Below are 18,351 nucleotides of genomic sequence, written 5' to 3'. Positions count from 1 at the left end.
CTATGCAAAATGTAGCCGTACTGGAAACAGAACTGGAATGGCTCCGCGAAGTGATTTCTATCCGCATGAAAAATTACTTCGATGGCGCCGGCGAGGAAATACCAGCTCCTCCTGGATTGCAGGATGGGTCAGTATATGCTCAGATAGTGGATTACTATAAAATGACCTCAGAAGAAAGGCTATTACTTTTGTTGACATTAACGCCCCACATACGCCCCCAGTTGCTGGATATATTTTTCGTAAGGAATGCAACATACGATAGAGGATTCACTGAATTCGGAGGGATTAAAGGACAACAACATGGAGGCTTTCTGCCAACAGGAGAAACCGCCGCATTCCTGCTGGGGGCCACAGACCTGTCAGCACGTCTCCGCCTGATGACGATGTTCGCTGCGGATCACTTTTTCACCCGCCATCACATATTACGCATTCATCCGCCGACAACAGGCGAACCAATGTTAAGTGGCGCACTGAACCTTTATCCAGATTATATCAACTATTTCACATTGGGAATACCCCATCAGCCCGATGACGATCCGCTATTCCCGGCAAAAAGGATCCAAACTGCACTAGACTGGTCCGATCTCGTATTGGAAGAACAAACCATGGATGAAGTGGAGGAAATACAAGCCTGGATTGCACACGGAGACCAGCTGATGAACGACTGGGGTATGGCCCGTAAGATCAAACCGGGATACCGGGCCCTCTTTTATGGCCCCCCGGGTACAGGTAAATCACTCACCGCCTGCCTGCTGGGAAAAGCAAACGGACACGATGTATATCGCATAGACCTATCCATGATCGTTTCCAAATACATTGGAGAAACGGAAAAAAACCTGGCTCATGTATTTGATAAGGCCGTCTACAAACACTGGATACTCTTTTTCGACGAGGCAGATGCCTTGTTCGGCAAACGCACTAATACCAGTAGCTCCAACGATAGATATGCTAATCAGGAAGTAGCTTACCTCCTGCAACGTATAGAAGACTTTCCGGGTATGGTGATCCTCGCGACCAACCTGCGTGCAAATATCGACGAAGCTTTCGGACGCCGCTTCCAGTCCATGGTGCAATTCTCCATGCCCGGCCCCGAACAACGGCTGCGCCTGTGGAAACAATCCTTCCCCGACAAAATAGGACTCGATCCGCAGCTGAACCTGGAAGATATAGCCGATAAATATGAAATCGCCGGCGGCGCCATCATCAACGTAACCCGCTATGCCGCCCTCATGGCACTTAAACATCAAACACCTTTCATTCGGTTGATAGATGTGATGACAGGTATTCGCCGGGAATTCGGCAAAGAAGGAAAAACAGTATAGTGTAAGACCTATGCCTTACACTATAAAAACAGATTACCAACCGGGATTTTGAGGTTGCAACTTCGGATTCAGCGTGAGCTCTTCTACCGGAATAGGGTACAGGTTAAATTTATTATTCCAGGTACGGCTCGTAATATCCGTATATACCCGTATATAACCATTAGCATCAACTACAATATCTTTTACCTGGTTCTGATTAGGATATTGTGCCTTAATAGCAGGTAACAGCTTCATCCCTAAGATAGCTTCCGGTTTCGCCGTTTGACTACCGGCATTCCAGCGCAACAGGTCGTCAAACCGGAATCCCTCCGCAGCCAACTCTATGCGCCGCTCCCGCCGTATCTCATCCAACAGCACATCCAAGTCAGGAAAATCCGATTGCGGATCTTTTACCAATGTCGCAATACGCATCGGTGTCATACCCACCCGGCTACGTAACTTATTAATGGTCCTGTCTAACACATCTTGATCACAGGCGCCCAACTCTGCTTTAGCTTCCGCATACACCAGCAACACCTCCGCATAACGGAAAATAAACAGATCCAGAACAGACTGGTTGGCGTTCCATTCTACCAGGCTGGGAGAGCGCCCTTTGACCCGCTGATAACCAGTACTGGTCACACTGGTACCAATACGTGGTAACGTAATGATATCACTGACACCATTGGCATTGACCTGGAAAACGAAGCCCGATGTTGCAATGAGTTGCGTAAAACGAGGATCACGGTTAGCACGCTCCGCATTGAGCGAGTCGTCTCCTTTATAAAGTGGACTTAACGCTGCCGGAAGACCGTCCGTACACAAGAACGAACGCACAAAATTTTTACTGAAACCGGTATTGTTTTCACCCAGCTGCCGCGTTAGATTATGCATGAATACATCTTTCAGGAACCGCTTGGGTAAAATAGCTTCCTTGTTCCCTTGTAATTCATCCTGGATGAAAAGATTATAATAGTCCGTCAATGGATGCCCGGTAGACCAGATATCATATTGACCACTTCCGATGATCAATGCTGCAGCACTCGCCGCCTCATTGAGCATCATGACATCATCCCCCGACTGATGATATCGGCGATAAGTACCTTCCCATAAACATATTCGTGCCTTCAATGCCGCAGCCGCATATTTATGTAACCGGCCTCTTTCAGCACTGCCTGGCAATGGTAGCTTATCCACCGCATAATTCAGATCCTTCAATACAGAATCCATTACCGCCTTACGTGCCGTCCTGGGCAAATAAAGCTCCGGCGACTTTTCATTGAGATCCGCACTGAACCAGGGTACATCTCCATACCGCTTCACCTTTTGCCAGAAATAAAGCGCGCGGAAAAAACGCGCTTCCGCTGCATACTTTTCCTTTATCGCTGCACTGGCCGCCGCCCGCTCATAACGCTGCAGGAAGAAGTTCACATTACGCTCATCCTTCCAGCTCCACTCATTATTATTATCATCTTTTACAATAGGTACAATATACTGCCCGGAAAGAAACCTGTCTTTATCCCGGGGTACCATATTGTCAGAGTTGTTATCCGATCCGGCATCCATTACAGGTAGCGTACCGTAGAAACTGTTACAGTACAATTTAAGGTCCGTCTCATTTTTGAAATAAGTAGGATCGCTCAGCGCATCTTCCGGTGTAAGATTAAGGAATTGATCCCTTTTGCAGGCACTGCCCGCAAGCAGACACCAGCCGACTAGATATATGATCGATGTTTTTTTCATGATTGATTTGTTTAAATACATGATTACAATCCCAGCTGTAAACCAAAAGAGATCGCCCTGTTCAAGGGGTAGTTTTTCGCATCAAATATTTCAGGATCAAAAGCACGGTGCAGTTGGGTCACCTCAAACAGATTCTGGGCAGACACATAAACACGTAACTGCTGTAGCTTGATCTGACGGAATATGGCAGCTGGCAACGTATACCCGATGGAGATATTTTTCATACGCGCATAAGCCGCATTCTGCAGGTATTTCGTCTGTGCCTGGAAATTACCACCGCCACCAAATCGTAACCGGGGATAATAAGCATCGGGATGGTCCGGTGTCCAGTAATCTAGCTGGTAGATCATCGGTACATCCCATTCGCTCTTGAATCCCCAGAATGCATTGCCGTCCAGCATGATGTCCCGCTTGCCTATGCCTTGTATCAACATACTAAAGTCAAAATGTTTATACTGCAACGAAAGATTAAGCCCAAACTGGTATCTCGGAGTACGGTTACCAATAACCCTGCGGTCTCCCGGATCATTAATCGTATTATTACCACTGGTAATCTTTTTATCGCCGTTGATATCCCGGAATCGGATATCCCCGGCCAGCCAGGTGCCATTCCAGAGATTAGACTGGTTGGCGGCAACCGCCGACTCATCCGTAGGGAAAAACCCGTCCGTCACATATCCCCATATCTCATCCAGCCGCTGCCCCGCATAATAAGTGCTAAGCGACTTATTGGGGTTCAGATCATATCGGGTAATGGTGGCCGAATAATCGGAAAGCGCAAAATTTAATTCATAGGATAGATCATCACTCAACTGATCCTTCCAGTTGATACCTAATTCCCATCCACGGGTACGCATCTCCCCGGTATTGACTTTAGGAGCGGGGGTTCCCAGTATATTAGGTAGTGGATATCCGTTCATCAGCATATCTTTCGTGTCACGAATATACCAGTCAAAATTCACTGAAAGCCGGTTTTTTAACAGGGTAATATCAATTCCGAAGTTACGCGTAGCTACCTTTTCCCAGGTAAAACCCTGACTTACCAATCCGGGAGAACTGACATACACCCCCCGCTGGTCATCAAAAATATAATCAACCCTGCCGGTAGGCATCGTAGGTATATAAGGATAGATATCCAGATTGTCATTGTTGTTGGCCGACAATACCTGGTTGCCCAGCATGCCATAAGAGGTTCGTAACTTCAGATCGTTGATCACCTCATGCAATGGTTGGAAAAAAGATTCTTCCGATATCCGCCAGCCCGCAGATATAGAGGGCAGGAATACATAACGGTGACTGGCAGGGAAACGGGACGTACCGTCATAACGGCCGTTTAATTCCAGCAGGTATCTTTTGTCATAGTCATAGTTGAACCGGAAGAACGATCCCGCCAATGCCCAGCTATAACGACGACCGCCTACAATAGGATTGATATCGTTGTTCAGGTTGATAGCAGGGAATGTCTGATCTATCAGGTTACGTGCCGTCACATCAAATCCCCTTACCATTTTTTTCTCCTGGTTGTATCCCACCATCAATTTACCATAGTGCTGACCAAATTGCCTTTCATATTCTGCATAAGCATTCAGGGAAGTGTAATAGTCGTTATTGTTAGCCTCCCTTACACTACTGGGCCTGGACCAGGGAAAAGTACCCAGCACAACACCGTTCGCACCATACTCCTGGTATTCTTTAATATGTCTTTGATTATTCAGATTATAACTATTCCACGTATAGTCGGCCACGATACGGAAATGCTGAAAAGGCTTAAGCACAATACCTCCCGTAAGCCACAGGTCATTAGCCGTTTCTTTGGTACGACCATTTAATTTTGCTAACGCAACAGTATTGGTAAAAGATCCCTGCCCCGAAAAATGACCGTCCGGATGATAGACCGGCATGATAGGACGCAGGTCGCCGGAGATCCATCCCTCTGACAAGCCGCCATGTGTAGGCGGCGTCGGCTTATCACTTTCTGTACGGTTCAATGCCATCTTCATATTCAGATCCAGCCAGCTGGCAGCCGAAGTACTTAGCTTAAGACTGGCATTATACCGGGAAAACTGCTCCTCTGCCACCTTCAACAACCCTTTCTGGTTGAAATAACCGACGGACGCCACATAAGAGGTCTTGCCCTGCGCACCGGAAATAGATACATTATGATCCATCATCGGCGCCCAGCCGGGATATAATTCCCTGATCCAATCCGTATTACCGACATAACGGTATTTGGATGGATTAGATGGATCAATATATACAGACTGGTTATTAACCGGGTCATGGAAAAAAGCAGCTGCCCGCGTGGAATCCTCCAGCGTAAATGGTTCGGTAGCCGTACTGCCGCCCGAAAGCTGCCCGGTACGGTCTGCTTCACGGTGCATACGGATGTAGTCCACCGAATTAAGATAACGGGGCATACGGGTAGGACGTGTAATAGTATAGGAAGTTGCATAATTCACCCTCAACGGCACATCCTTACGGGGACTTTTGGTGGTGATCAGGATCACTCCATATGCGCCGCGTACCCCATAAATGGCCGCAGATGCTGCGTCCTTAAGTACAGTAACATTCGCTACATCCGCCGGGTTGATCAGATTAGGATCCATCTGTACACCATCCACCAATACCAACGGACCGCCACCATTGATAGACGTATTCCCGCGTATGTTAAAAGTAGCGCCCTTACCGGGTGCTCCATTGTTCAGGTTGATATTCAGATTGGGCACCATACCTTGTAACCCCTGCGCCAGGTTCACCAATGGCCGGCTCTCCAGCTTCTTACCATCCAGCACCGCCACTGCACCCGTAAGGTTACCCTTTCGTTGCGTACCATATCCTACCACTACCACCTCATTTAATCCCGTCATATCTTCCTGCATCACAATATTAATAACGCTTCGTCCCTGCACGGGTATCGTCTGTTGAATATGACCTATGAAAGTGACCACCAGATTGGCATCCTCGGCAATATTTAACACATACTCTCCATTAGCATTGGAAACAGTACCCGTACTACCTCCACCTACCTTTACAGTAGCACCGGGTATAGGCTCCCCCTTTGCATTGGTAATGCGGCCTCTGACAGTACGGGGTTGCCCCTCATCCGGCTTTATCAATACAATGAGATTACTATCCACGATCTTATAGGATAACAGGCCGGAAGGCAACATCCTCGATAAGATCTCCGGGATAGTAGCCTGTGTAACGTCTAATGACACCGGGCCGATATCTTGTATATCATTGTTCTTATAAAAGAAACGGAAATCAGACTGGCGCTCCAGTGCTGTCAATGCCTGGTGGAAAGGAATAGATCGGAACCGGATATCAATTCGGCGCTGAGAGTATACGCCTGCCGTAACATGTATCGCCAGCAATAGGAACAACGTGATGAATTTCATAATCAGGAAAAAATGTAAAACCCTTGACCGGCCGGCCGGGGGACGCGACTTAACGAAAATTTTCATACCTTGTTTTGGTTGAGTGTGAACAATAGGAAACCGGGAAGCCTGCCAGCTGAGGTTTCCTGTTACTTGACAAACGGGGAATGTGACCGCATTTCCCGTTTTTTATATCATTAGCTAATAAATGAACACTTGTTTATCCGCTATCTCATACTCGAAATATTGTGTCTGCTGCAGTAGTCTCAACAGCCGTTCCAGCGATTCCTGCTTTACATTGCCGGTAAAAGAAGAAGCAAGCAATGCCTTATTACGACATACTATTGTAATGCCATACCATCGTTCAATACGTTTCATCAATAACGGGAATTTTTCATTGTTATATACTAACCTGTTGTCCATCCAGGCGGTCTCCTGTATTGTATGATCTTGCTGATCAGCTACCAAAGGCGCCAGCATAACAGCAGTACTATCTGCTTCGTCATCATCACGGTCCGTGAACTGATGATCATCCACTGGAAGCGTATTACGCACAAATACCTTCTGATGTGGTCGTAAGGTGATGGAAGTGTCCTTCTTACCAGTAGGAATAACCACCACCTTGCCGCTGAGTAAGGCGGTCTCTGTTTGCTGATCACCCGGATATGCCCGTATATTAAAAGTGGTACCTAATACACGCACTTCCATCGCCCGTGTATAGATCACAAAAGGGACACCCGCAGCCTTCGCTACATTAAAAAAACCTTCCCCGCTCAATCGCAATTCCCGCTTGGTACGGTTGAACCTTTCCGGATAAGATAAAGTACTACCCGCATTCAAGACCACCAGCGTACCATCCGGTAAGGTCAGCCGGGAGATAGACCCCGCCGGCGTCACAATAGTATGCCACGCTGACTGCCGGACCATCTTGCTGGACCACGCAAAGTAGCCCCATATACTACCGGCAAATACACAGAGCACTATACCTGTAACAAGAACGAGTTTGGACTTACGGGAGGCGACCGGTATCGGCTGCTGCTCGATCTGAGCAGCCTCATAGATACGGCCCATAATATCATCCAGCAACTGTTCCTTGTTGTCGTCACGCAGGACAGTATCGCTTTTTATAAACAGCTGCCCCAGTAGATGTTGTTGTTCAGCCACCATTGGATCGTTGGCCAGCAACAATTGTAGCTCCGATTGCTCTGCAGGGAGCAGCGCGCCTGATTGTTGCTTCGCCAACAACTCCCATAGCCTGTCATTCTTTTCCATTGCTATTGAAAATTGAACCTGCTATATAAGACAGTACAAACTTGTATTTACTGTGAAGCGGGAGAAAAAAAATTAACGGAACCAGTCCGAGTGGGGTTGGGATGCAATAACTGCGGATAATTTCTTGAGGGCAGCAGCCATTTGCGTGTTAACAGTATTGATAGATATGTCCAGGATATCGGCTACCTCCCGGTACTTCAAACCGTCTTCTTTTACCAACCGAAAGATCAGTTTACAACGGGGGGGAAGTGCATTGATGGCTTGAGTAATGCGTTGCAGGTTCTCTTTGCTGATAAGGGCTTCCTCTGGTGTAATGGCAGCGGTATGTAACAATACCTGTATATATTCACCTTCGAGTATCTGAAGATTCTCGCCGCTACGCTGCCGGTAATTGTAGGCGGTGTTACGTACTGCCCTGTATAAATAGGCATTCAGGTGCTGAATGCCTGCCAGTTGCTCCCGCTGTTGCCATAACTTAACGAAAACATCAGATACCACTTCTTCCGCTTCCTCCCGCGAGGGAACCAATGCGGCAGCAAATCCGATCAGCCGGTCACAGTAAGTCATAAATAACTGCCGGAAGGCTAGTTGATCATTGTTCCTGGAGATTTTGGTCAGCAATACCTGCATGCAACTTTGGTTGTCAATCGTCAGTTGTCTAAAGGTATTGGCTATTTATATGCAGTAGTATTGAGAAATTCTCTTATGCTGGTAGTATATTAACGGCTGTCGTGGTCAGGACCGTACTATCTTACAGATATAACAACAAGCCTTCGCACTCCTGGCATGTAAATATGCCACCGCCGGCCGCTGTGCAAATATTTCTTCTATCAGCTCATCGACATCCCGATCGCCCACCAGCGTCGTATATACCATCATCTGCTCCGTATCATAACCGATCAGTGTAAGCTGAAAATGTTCCTTGTCTGCTTTGATCTCCGGTGGAAAACGGTGAACATCTGCATACGGCGCTACCTCCCCGGCATGAATGAAAATAGGGCCAGGCTGATTATAGGCATTGTCAATTTCAAATGGAGAATGTTTTAGTAATAATCGCCTGTCTTCTCCCGGACGGAAGGGAAGCAATGATACCCGGCAGGGACCGCGTCCCGTCGCGATCCGCTCCGTTACCGGCAACCCGAAATCGTCAACACGCGTAACCCGCACACGGTCCGCAAATGATGCATCCAAAGGAACAATGCTGAACATAAGCATACAATTTTATATACCACAAAGTTCAATCCGCAACCAATAATTAAAAACCCGGAAATTGCGGAAAAATAGATCATTAACGAAGAGTTAACGAGGATTTAAAAAAGAAGTAATAATTTTGTTGTAAAGAAAAAAGCCCGAAAAGAAAAGTAATCAAATAAGAGGAGAGAATACCGAATCCACGTATGGCATCGCCAATTTACAGTAAGATATTTGATCACTAACCCGGCCCGATCTTTTTAAACGTTGCTATTGACATTTTACTACTTTCATATAAACAGGAACTGCTACGATTCCACAATTTCGGCCATTAGGTACTACTAGGGGGACTAAGTACTTGCCATATAGTTATTTTCAAGGGTGGACAAACAGAGGGCAAAATGCCGGCGCAACACGCCGGCATTTCTCATTATAACTTATTCAGTATCCCTACTCATGCAACCCCTTCTTCCTCAAATATGCCAACAACTCCACCGGACGATCCGTCTGTATCACATTCGCCCCATGACGGATCACCCATCCCCAGTTAGCCTCCGGATCATCGATCGCCGCCTCATCAGAATGACCCGCACACAACGCATCCCACAACGTATTTACCCACACCGTTTTCTTATATCCCCTGATAGCCGGAATAGCTTGCTCCAACACCGGACTGCTCTCCTTATTATAATTCACCTCAAATCCGATCGGCACATATTGCTGCGCAAACTCCCGCACATATTCCATAGGCTGCTTGGCAGTAGCCCCGTAAATATTATAATCCATAGACCATACCATCGGCATATAATGAATACTATCCATAATGCCACCATGTAGCTGACGCAACGTCTCCAATGTCTGATTACCTTTGAAAATACCTTGCCCCACCGTCCCCGTCTTCCTCAATACCGCATAAGTCTCCTCCAGCCAATCCCAGGACTTGTCAAGATTTAGTAACACCGGTTTGCCTTTAATAAACAACAATACCTCTTCCAAGGTAGGTACCCGCTCCGGCACCGGCACACCATTGCCCTGCCTTAACTGCACCTTTCGTATACTGTCAAGCGTACAGTCAGCTACCTTACCCTTACCGGTAGTCGTACGGTCTATCGTTTCGTCGTGCATCAATATCAACTGACCATCCTTTGTTCTTCTGACGTCGATCTCCACAATGTCTATCCCCATTTCAATACAACGGGCGATCGCGTTAAGCGAATTTTCCGGCGCATTACGCCAGTCACCCCGATGCGCAACCGCCAGTACGTGAGTAGGCGAGGGGCGCTGCATCCGCTCAATAAGCTGCTGGTAAGTTTTGACAGCTGCCGGCTTCTTCTGCCCTACTACTGGCAATATCGCCACTAGCAGACAATAACATAATAAGTGTCTCATATGTAAGATGGATGTTTTTAGTTGTAACCAGGATTTTGTTTAATAGCAGCGTCTGTATCTACCTGCCGCTGGGGGATAGGCATCAGCAGATGGTGAACATCGATTTGTAAAAGGATACCGTTATCCTTGAACCATTTATTCATCACATCAATCGCCATACCGGTCCGTAACAGATCAAACCAACGGTGTCCTTCCCCGATCAATTCCAGCTGACGCTCCAATGCAATAGCGGCCCTCATGCTTACCTGGTCGCCAGCGCTGGTGTCGTCAAGCCCCGCCCTGCTGCGGATAGCATTCAGATATGGCTTGGCCGCATCGGTATGGCCGAGTTCATTTTCTGCCTCCGCCAGCATGAGCAATACATCCGCATAACGTAACACAACAACATCACTGCCACCATCCGTGATCACATTCGTAGGCTTACTGAGCTTCTTACTGTAAGGGATACTATTGGCCGTTACGTCAATATAAACACCTCTGCGCTTATCCGTATTGCTGTACAGCTTGTAAAGGCTTTTATTAGGCAGGTTATGCCCTTTGGCGCCGGTTTGCGTACCGGAAGGACTGAATTGCTGGAACATGATACTGCCTTCGTTATTACCGTTGATGTTGGATGCAAACTGTACGGCAAAGATGATCTCGGCATTGTTCTCATTATTGATATCAAATACCTGCCCGGGCTGATCCATCAACCGGTGCCTGCCCGCCGTAGTTACTGCCAGCAATAACGTACGCGCATTGGCGTAATCCTGCTGCGTCAGGTATACTTTCGCCAGTAAGGTCTGGGCAGCCGTACGTACAACGCGACCAGGCTGAGTACTGCTAACCGGCAATAAAGAGATAGCATCCGTCAGGTCTTTACGGATCTGTTCATATACCTGTGCTGCCGGCGTCCTGCCCTGACCGAAATAAACATTCGGATCTTTCGTCTCCTGCGTTACTAACGGAACATCACCGAATAAACGGACCAGGTTGAAATAAAGCAATGCTCGGATAAACAACATCTCGCCTTTACGTGCAGCCTTCGTAGCCGCATTGGCATACCCGATAGGGTCGATCCGGTTTAATACCACATTTGCCTTCTGTATCCCTTTATATGAATCCTGCCATACATTGTCAATAATCTGGTTACCGGGAATAACAGAGAAAAGATCCAGCTGACCATATATGCCGTTGTCATTGGCAGGTACCTCATCATAAGTATTATCAGAGGGTATCTCGGCAATAGCTGGCATATACAGCCCGTAGAGGCCATTAAACTGGAGATTGCCGTATACCGCATTGATGTATTCCTCTACCTCCGTTTCATTACTAAGGAAACGTCCGGTCTCCTTCTCCGTTTGCGGCGATTGAAAGAGCTCTTTAGTACACCCGTTCAGCAACAAGCTCCCTCCGAGTAACACTGATAGTATAAACTTGTTTTTCATGTCAGATCATTGTACAGATTAGAAATTGGCGTGTATCCCGGCTACAAAAGAGCGGGCCACCGGGTAATTAGCAATAGACAGACCGTTGGTCAGTACATTGTCAACAGAGGTAGCATCCGGGTTGAAGCCGCGGAAACTGGTAAAAGTGATCAGGTTGTTGGCACTTACATAAATGTTGGCACCACTCATCCTCAAACGGCTGATCCAAGTCGCAGGCAACGTATAGGATAATTGCACATTCCGGATACGCAGGTAACTGCCGTCTTTGTAAAACATATTGGATGCCCTGATCGTCTTACGGGCACTGGAAAAATTACCCATGTTCGGCTGTGCCAGGAATCCATTGGGATTGTCGATAGGATGATAACGGTGATCAAAGTAATACTGACTGGGTACGGAGAATCCTTCTCCTGACTCGTCAGAGTTAGCCAGCTGCTGGTCAAAGATCGTCCTCCCTTGCACGCCATTCAAGGCCATACTAAGCTCAAATCCGCGGTAAGCAAAACTGGTGGAGAATCCATAAGTGAACTTAGGGTTGTAAGTCCCGTAACCGATCCGGTCGTCATCGTTGATCTTACCGTCTTTATTTACGTCTTCCACGATATAATCACCGGGTACCGTACCTTGTAAATGCGGCGTATTGTCTATATCTTCCTGCGTTTTATATACCCCGGTCACCTTATAACCGATCAACTCCGCCACCGGCCCTCCGACACGGGTCCGGAAATTACTGGCAGGCCCCGTAATGATCTGTTGCTGCCCGGGCGTCAGTGCCAACACCGTATTACGGTTCGTCGCAACATTCGCACTCCAGCTCCATGTCACCGCACCTAAAGGAATATTATTGCCGGAAAGCTCCACTTCTAGCCCGCTGTTCTTGACCTTACCGATGTTCTGTATAGAAGTACTGTAGCCGGATTGATCAGGCACAGGTACATTCAGCAGCAGATCGCGGGTAACAGAACTGTAATAGTCTGCCGTCAGATTGAATCGCCGCAGAAAGGTCAAGTCAAGACCCACATTCGTAGAGGTCTTGGTCTCCCAGGAAAGACGATCGTTGGCCGTAGTATTGGCGGCAAACCCGGGCGCCAGCGTATTACCAAACACATAGTTGCCCGGTTTTACCAACGCAGCAGCACTATAATTACCGATCTGGTTATTGCCAGACTGTCCCCAGGTCGCCCTCACCTTGACAAAAGAAAACAGATCAGAAGTAGGGAAGAAAGATTCCTTACTGAGCACCCAACCGGCCGTAAAAGAGGGGAAATTACCCCACTTGCGGTTGTTCCCGAAACGGGAAGAGCCATCCCGCCGAACCGTCGCGGAAAACAGGTACTTGTCACGATAACTGTATTGCGCCCTGGCCAGATAGGAGATCTGCACCCAGGTATAACGTTTGGTCTCCACACTGAAAGAACTACCTCCCGCTGTATTGGGGATGTTGTCATCCGGAATATTACTGGCAGTCACCGCCGTACTGTTGCCCATCTCCTTCTGGAAAGTATAACCGCCAAGCAGGTCCACGCTATGATGACCGAAATTGTGATTATAAGTAAGCGTATTCTCCCAGAGGTAATTGACAATAAGCCCCTTGTTCTCAATAGCGATAGCTGGCTTGGGCGCCGCCCCGCGATATTGTCCTACATCAGATGGATTGTAAAAATCGAAATAAGTACTGATCACATCACCGCCGGCCAGTGTCTTGAACTTTAAACCTTTCAATAACTCCAGCGAGAGGTAACCGTTACCGAACGTCCGGAAAGTATTCCGTTTGTTTTTTATCTTTTCAGCGAGCGCTACCGCATTCTCTCCTAAAGCACCGTCCTCAGGGGTATTGGCTTTGATCTGGTTGCTGATCGCCAGCGACCCGTCAGGATTGTAAGGACTGAAAAAAGGATACATGATGTAGATACCAGAGATCGGATCATTGGACGAATTCGCATTGTTGTCAAAGTAATCCTGTGTATTATAGGAAGGACTGATGCTGACGCCAATCTCCACCTTGTCCGATGGCCGGCTGTCGATCTTGATAGTACCACTATACCGCTTTAATCCGTTATTGAGAACGATACCTTCCTGGTCGAAGTAATTGCCGGAAATATAATAGTTCGTTTTGGCAGATCCCCCGGTAATAGACAAATTGTAACTGCTGAGTTTCCCCTTACGGAATACTTCATCTAGCCAGTTAGTATTGGTAAGACCTGGTGTTCTGTCCAGGTATGGCTGGAGATAGTTCAGGCGCAGCTCACGCAGACTGGCGCCTTTTGATAAACGTGTAGCCCTGTCATCATGGATACTCCGGCCTGCAGGATTTTTGGAAACATAACCCCCATCCCTGGCCTCCGTAAAATAGGTGGCGGCATCATAGGCGTCCACATATTTTACCCGGTCAGCACGCTCCTGTATCCCGCTGTATACATCCAGGGAAACATGAAACTGATCCTGCTTACCCCTCTTAGTGGTAACAAGTATCACACCGTTGGCGGCCCTGGAACCATAAATGGCTGCAGAAGCAGGGTCCTTCAGGATATTCAGCGTCTCTATGTCCTGAGGATTAATACTATTGAAAGACGTACCTTCTGATAAAGGAAATCCGTCCACTACGATCAACGGATTACGACCGGCCGTTAAAGTACCTATACCGCGGATCACAATCTGCGGATCCGTACCGGGTTGTGCAGAGGCGTCATTGATGACAACACCGGCAGCCTTACCGGCCAGCTGCTGTGCAAAACTGGCACCGCTATAACGGCTCAGCTCCTTCGACCGCACCTGGGAAATAGCACCCGTAACACGGCTTTTGGATTGCTGCCCGTAACCGATCACCACAACGTCGTTCAGCGCCTTTGAAGATGGCTTCATACGTATCAGCAAAGAGTTGTTGTCCGCTGCATTGATCAGATAATCACTGACCATCTGTTTCTCATAACCAACAGCACTGAAAAGAAAATCATATCGGCTGCCTGCCTTCAGATTTTCGAACTGGAAGATTCCTTTTTCATTTGTAACCGCGCCGCGGCTGGCTTTCGCCCCGGCTTCATTGAGCTGTATAGTAACCCCTGGTAAAGAAGTGCCCTTATCATCCAATACCATCCCTTTTATCCGGGATGATTGCTGGGCAAATACCCACTGGCCGGATAATAACAGACAGCCGGTAGCCCATAGCGAAAGTCGCCGCAAAGAATGACGTAATTGTGTTTGCATGTGTGATAGTTTTTGACAATAGTTGCCTCGTACCGCCCCGGGACGGTAACTGAATGGCATATCGGAAATGTTTTAATTGGATTTGCGGACAGTAATACCCTCCGGTCCTTTACTGAATGTCAGGTCATTCATATTACATATCACCTGCAACACATTGTCGACAGGTTCACTGCTTATAAATGTACCCGTGAACGAAAGACCGGATATAGCGGCCGTATCAGCCTTGATCTGTATATGGTAGTGCCGGGCCACCTGCTGCAACACATCTGCCACTGATACCTTGTTAAAGGCCAGTACAGGGCTAGCTCCACCGGTATCAGCTATATGCTGCTCGTCTTTGAAGGATTGTACCCGGAATATTTTGGATGTCTTGTTGACAATTAACTCCTGCCCGGGCGTCAGGTGAGTGAGCGGCATCGAGAAATTACTGCCGCTGGCAGCTTGCACAGAGACCTTGCCGCTGAGCAATTGTACAGACAAACGGGCATCGTCACGTTGATCTACACGAAACACCGTACCCAACGCCGTGATCGTGAAACCGCCAGCACTCACACGAAACGGATGACTTGCATCTGTTGCTACATCAAATAAGGCCGCCCCTTCCAGTTGTATATGCCGGTAAGCACTGTCTGTAGAAGATATCGCATAGTGGATCGTACTCCCAGACTGCAAAGATACCATCGTTTGATCCGGAAGGTACTTGCTGACAGCTTGTGCAGTGTTGTTATGGAAATGTGCGAGCGTAGTAACCGGTAATCCCTGCGCAGTGATGGGCCGCATTCGCAAATGAGTGAAATAAGTATAGGTCCCCCAACCGGCAAATAATAATAACACCGCTGCCACAGACACCCTTTTTAGTATCGTTCGGTAACGGATTACCCTACCGGACCGCAGCTGTACATGTAATTGCTGCAATACCTTCTCCGATGAACTTTCACTCAGCACAGCAGTGGCATCAACATCGCCGCTTTCATATTGCTCGCGAAGGGTAAGCATCCACGCCGCATCATGCTCCTCTAGCAACCGGAATAATTCCTCCTGCTCCGCCTGAGTAATAGTACCAGCCCAATATTTCGAGATGAGTAAATTGATCATTTCCATACTTCGAGCATAAATACTCCCGTAGGGCACAAAAGGGGATAACTTTAATGTTACGAAATTGTTAAGCTGCTACAGCTGGTCTAATACCAAAGCTAACAAAGCCACAGCAGTTAGAGGTGTGGAAGAATACTCACTATGAATATAATGTTTGATAAGACGGGTAGACTGTTTCAGATAATCCTTTACAGAAGGTACTGACAAATGTAGGGTGGCTGCCACCTCCTCATAACTTTTACCTTCCAGCTTACAAAGACGGAATACAGCTTGTTTCCTGGCTGGTAAACGGTCTATCGCCGCCTCTATCACTGCCAGCTGCACCTGGTATAACTCATCAGGCTCCTGCTCTTCTGCTGGTAAAGTCTGCGCAAGCGCTTCCGTAGGTACATGCACCACCCCCGCACGTAACTGTTGCTTTAGATAACTGGCGGCTTTATTGTAACTAACTACAAACAACCAGCCGCTCACAGATCGCTCGGCATCCAACCGGTGACGATGCTGCCACAACGCAATAAACACCTCCTGCAGCAGATCCTCTGCCGCCTCTGATTGCCGTACCATCTTGTAAATGTTGGCATACACAGCTTGCTTGTAACGATGGTAAAAAGTATCAAAAGCGGCCATACTCCCATCTGCAAGCGATCGCAGTAACATGATGTCATGACTGTTTCCTTCCATTGGCTGGCATTTTTCTTAAAAAGCGGAGTGAGCAAAATTAGCAATAACCCTAGCGGTCCCCGATTATGAAATTGTTAAGCCAGAAATAGGCTATATTGCAAATATGGAAGTATCACAAGTCATACCCGTTTTGCGCATGTTCGACCATACCAAAATGAAAGAATTCTATATAGACTTTCTGGGATTCTCCGTCGACTGGGAACATCGCTTTGAAGAAAATTTTCCATTATATACACAGCTAAGCCTCGGGAATATCGTATTGCATCTGTCGCAACACCATGGCGATGCGTGCCCGGGAGCAAGAGTGTTTGTAGAATGTACCGGCCTGAAAGCATATCATGCAAGCCTGCTGGAAAAACAATATAAGTATAGCCGGCCAGGCCTCGAAGATGCCCACTGGGGTGCAATCACCATGGAAGTGCCAGACCCCTTCGGTAACAAGATCATGTTCAATGAAAGACAGACAGATTAAAAATGTGTAGCTTCACATCATGATGAACTGGTTTTCAAGGAAGAAAAAGCAGCCAACGTTAGCGGCTGTACCGGCGGAAGAAGCCCTGGAACAGGCAGCGGCACTGGTACCTGCTTATTTCACTAATAACAGCTACTACGTCGCCTTTGTAAAGAACAGGGCACAGCAGAAAACACGCGAAGCCTTTATGAACCTGCTCACCATGGAAGATACTTCCGGACACTTATTCTCCGTAGATTTCTGGAATAGCATGGAACAGTGCGCAACAGCCTTCAATATGAAAGATATAGTAGAGATCTGCAGAGAGAAAAGACAACAAACAATAACGAGTAAACAAAACATACCTGCCGGAGAAGCGATCAAAATCACGCCCGACGCCCCGGAACAGGTATAAAAAAACCTCTCCTGACCCATAGAAAGGAGAGGAGAGGCCTAATAATATAAATGTCCTTACGGATTGGTAGACCACAGTCCGGCAGACTTAATCACGATCCGGGAATGCAATTTCAACTGCGCGATTACAAATTCCGCAATATCCTCAGGTTGCATTACCTTTTCAGGATTGCCGTCCGTCAGCTTCAGGTCTTTTGCCATATCTGTAGCAACCGTACTCGGAGTTAATGCACTTACCCGGATATTGTGTTTACGTACCTCCAGCATCAGCGACTCCGTCAATCCTAACAAACCAAACTTAGAGGCACTGTACGCACTGGTAAGCGGCGCACCCCGCTGTCCAGCCGTAGAGGAAATATTGATGATATCCCCGCTCTTACGCTCAATCATCCCCGGTAATACCGCCCGCGTGACATAATAAACACCCAGCAAGTTCACCTGTATGATCTGCTCAAAAGTAGCCGGCTCAAGCTCCAGGAAACCACCAAAAGTGGAAATGCCCGCATTATTGATCAGGATATCTACAACACCCAGCTGTTCTGTAAGCACGCTGATAGCAGCATTTACCTCATCCATATTCCCCACGTCGGCTGTAGCATAAAATGCCTGTGCGCCGGTCGCTTTTATTGCTGCTGCCACCTGTTCCAGGGAATTTTCAGAACGTCCCAGTAAGCCTACCGTGACGCCTTCTGCCGCCAGCGCTAATGCCAGCGCTCGGCCGATACCTTTTCCTGCACCTGTGATCAGTGCTTTTTTTCCTGCTAATGATACCATATAGTTCAGCTTTTATTTATAATGCTAGATGG

The 18,351-nt window shown here is 47.6% G+C and carries 14 protein-coding genes; 3 read left to right on the top strand and 11 right to left on the bottom strand.

From position 1 onward, the window contains the following. The first annotated feature begins 2 nt into the window (after positions 1–2). Positions 3–1,322 (top strand): ATP-binding protein, encoded by a 1,320-nt coding sequence (locus KTO58_RS13350; protein WP_225860245.1) that lies wholly within the window; start codon positions 3–5, stop codon positions 1,320–1,322. A gap of 33 nt (positions 1,323–1,355) precedes the next feature. Here KTO58_RS13350 and KTO58_RS13345 read toward each other — a convergent pair whose 3' ends face one another. The 10 genes from KTO58_RS13345 to KTO58_RS13300 all read right to left on the bottom strand — a co-directional run bounded on the left by KTO58_RS13345 (position 1,356) and on the right by KTO58_RS13300 (position 16,680). After that, positions 1,356–3,044, bottom strand: a complete 1,689-nt coding sequence (locus KTO58_RS13345) for a RagB/SusD family nutrient uptake outer membrane protein (RefSeq protein WP_095841575.1) — start codon at positions 3,042–3,044, stop codon at positions 1,356–1,358. A 23-nt stretch (positions 3,045–3,067) separates the two neighbouring features. Next, positions 3,068–6,442 (bottom strand): SusC/RagA family TonB-linked outer membrane protein, encoded by a 3,375-nt coding sequence (locus KTO58_RS13340; RefSeq protein ID WP_095838896.1) that lies wholly within the window; start codon positions 6,440–6,442, stop codon positions 3,068–3,070. 180 nt (positions 6,443–6,622) lie between these two features. Then, positions 6,623–7,693 (bottom strand): FecR family protein, encoded by a 1,071-nt coding sequence (locus tag KTO58_RS13335; protein WP_095838897.1) that lies wholly within the window; start codon positions 7,691–7,693, stop codon positions 6,623–6,625. A gap of 72 nt (positions 7,694–7,765) precedes the next feature. Beyond that, positions 7,766–8,323, bottom strand: coding sequence for an RNA polymerase sigma factor (locus KTO58_RS13330; protein ID WP_095838898.1), 558 nt, complete (start codon positions 8,321–8,323; stop codon positions 7,766–7,768). A 105-nt stretch (positions 8,324–8,428) separates the two neighbouring features. Further along, positions 8,429–8,902 (bottom strand): DUF1203 domain-containing protein, encoded by a 474-nt coding sequence (locus tag KTO58_RS13325; protein ID WP_225860244.1) that lies wholly within the window; start codon positions 8,900–8,902, stop codon positions 8,429–8,431. A 432-nt stretch (positions 8,903–9,334) separates the two neighbouring features. Next, positions 9,335–10,273 (bottom strand): glycerophosphodiester phosphodiesterase family protein, encoded by a 939-nt coding sequence (locus tag KTO58_RS13320; RefSeq protein WP_095838900.1) that lies wholly within the window; start codon positions 10,271–10,273, stop codon positions 9,335–9,337. Between the two features lie 17 nt (positions 10,274–10,290). Further along, positions 10,291–11,700: a RagB/SusD family nutrient uptake outer membrane protein gene (locus tag KTO58_RS13315; protein ID WP_095838901.1), complete on the bottom strand. Its 1,410-nt coding sequence runs from the start codon at positions 11,698–11,700 to the stop codon at positions 10,291–10,293. Between the two features lie 18 nt (positions 11,701–11,718). Beyond that, the gene (locus KTO58_RS13310) at positions 11,719–14,904 is read right to left on the bottom strand and encodes a SusC/RagA family TonB-linked outer membrane protein (RefSeq protein ID WP_157752979.1); all 3,186 of its coding nucleotides are present in this window, start codon (positions 14,902–14,904) and stop codon (positions 11,719–11,721) included. A 72-nt stretch (positions 14,905–14,976) separates the two neighbouring features. Further along, on the bottom strand, positions 14,977–16,005 hold the full coding sequence (locus KTO58_RS13305; RefSeq protein ID WP_095838903.1) for a FecR family protein: 1,029 nt from the start codon (positions 16,003–16,005) through the stop codon (positions 14,977–14,979). Positions 16,006–16,074: 69 nt separating this feature from the next. Further along, entirely contained in the window at positions 16,075–16,680 is a 606-nt protein-coding gene (locus tag KTO58_RS13300; protein WP_095838904.1) for an RNA polymerase sigma factor, read from the bottom strand. A 103-nt stretch (positions 16,681–16,783) separates the two neighbouring features. Here KTO58_RS13300 and KTO58_RS13295 point away from each other — a divergent pair, with 103 nt between their 5' ends. Together KTO58_RS13295 and KTO58_RS13290 are read left to right on the top strand one after the other, a co-directional pair. After that, positions 16,784–17,152: a glyoxalase superfamily protein gene (locus KTO58_RS13295; RefSeq protein WP_095838905.1), complete on the top strand. Its 369-nt coding sequence runs from the start codon at positions 16,784–16,786 to the stop codon at positions 17,150–17,152. A gap of 19 nt (positions 17,153–17,171) precedes the next feature. Then, positions 17,172–17,546, top strand: a complete 375-nt coding sequence (locus tag KTO58_RS13290) for a hypothetical protein (RefSeq protein WP_095838906.1) — start codon at positions 17,172–17,174, stop codon at positions 17,544–17,546. Positions 17,547–17,602: 56 nt separating this feature from the next. Here KTO58_RS13290 and KTO58_RS13285 read toward each other — a convergent pair whose 3' ends face one another. Continuing rightward, positions 17,603–18,319: a 3-ketoacyl-ACP reductase gene (locus KTO58_RS13285; protein WP_095838907.1), complete on the bottom strand. Its 717-nt coding sequence runs from the start codon at positions 18,317–18,319 to the stop codon at positions 17,603–17,605. Positions 18,320–18,351: the final 32 nt, after the last annotated feature.

It is taken from the genome of Chitinophaga pendula, assembly GCF_020386615.1.
Taxonomy (GTDB): Bacteria; Bacteroidota; Bacteroidia; order Chitinophagales; family Chitinophagaceae; genus Chitinophaga; species Chitinophaga pendula.
This window is presented reverse-complemented; position numbering and strand designations above follow the sequence as displayed.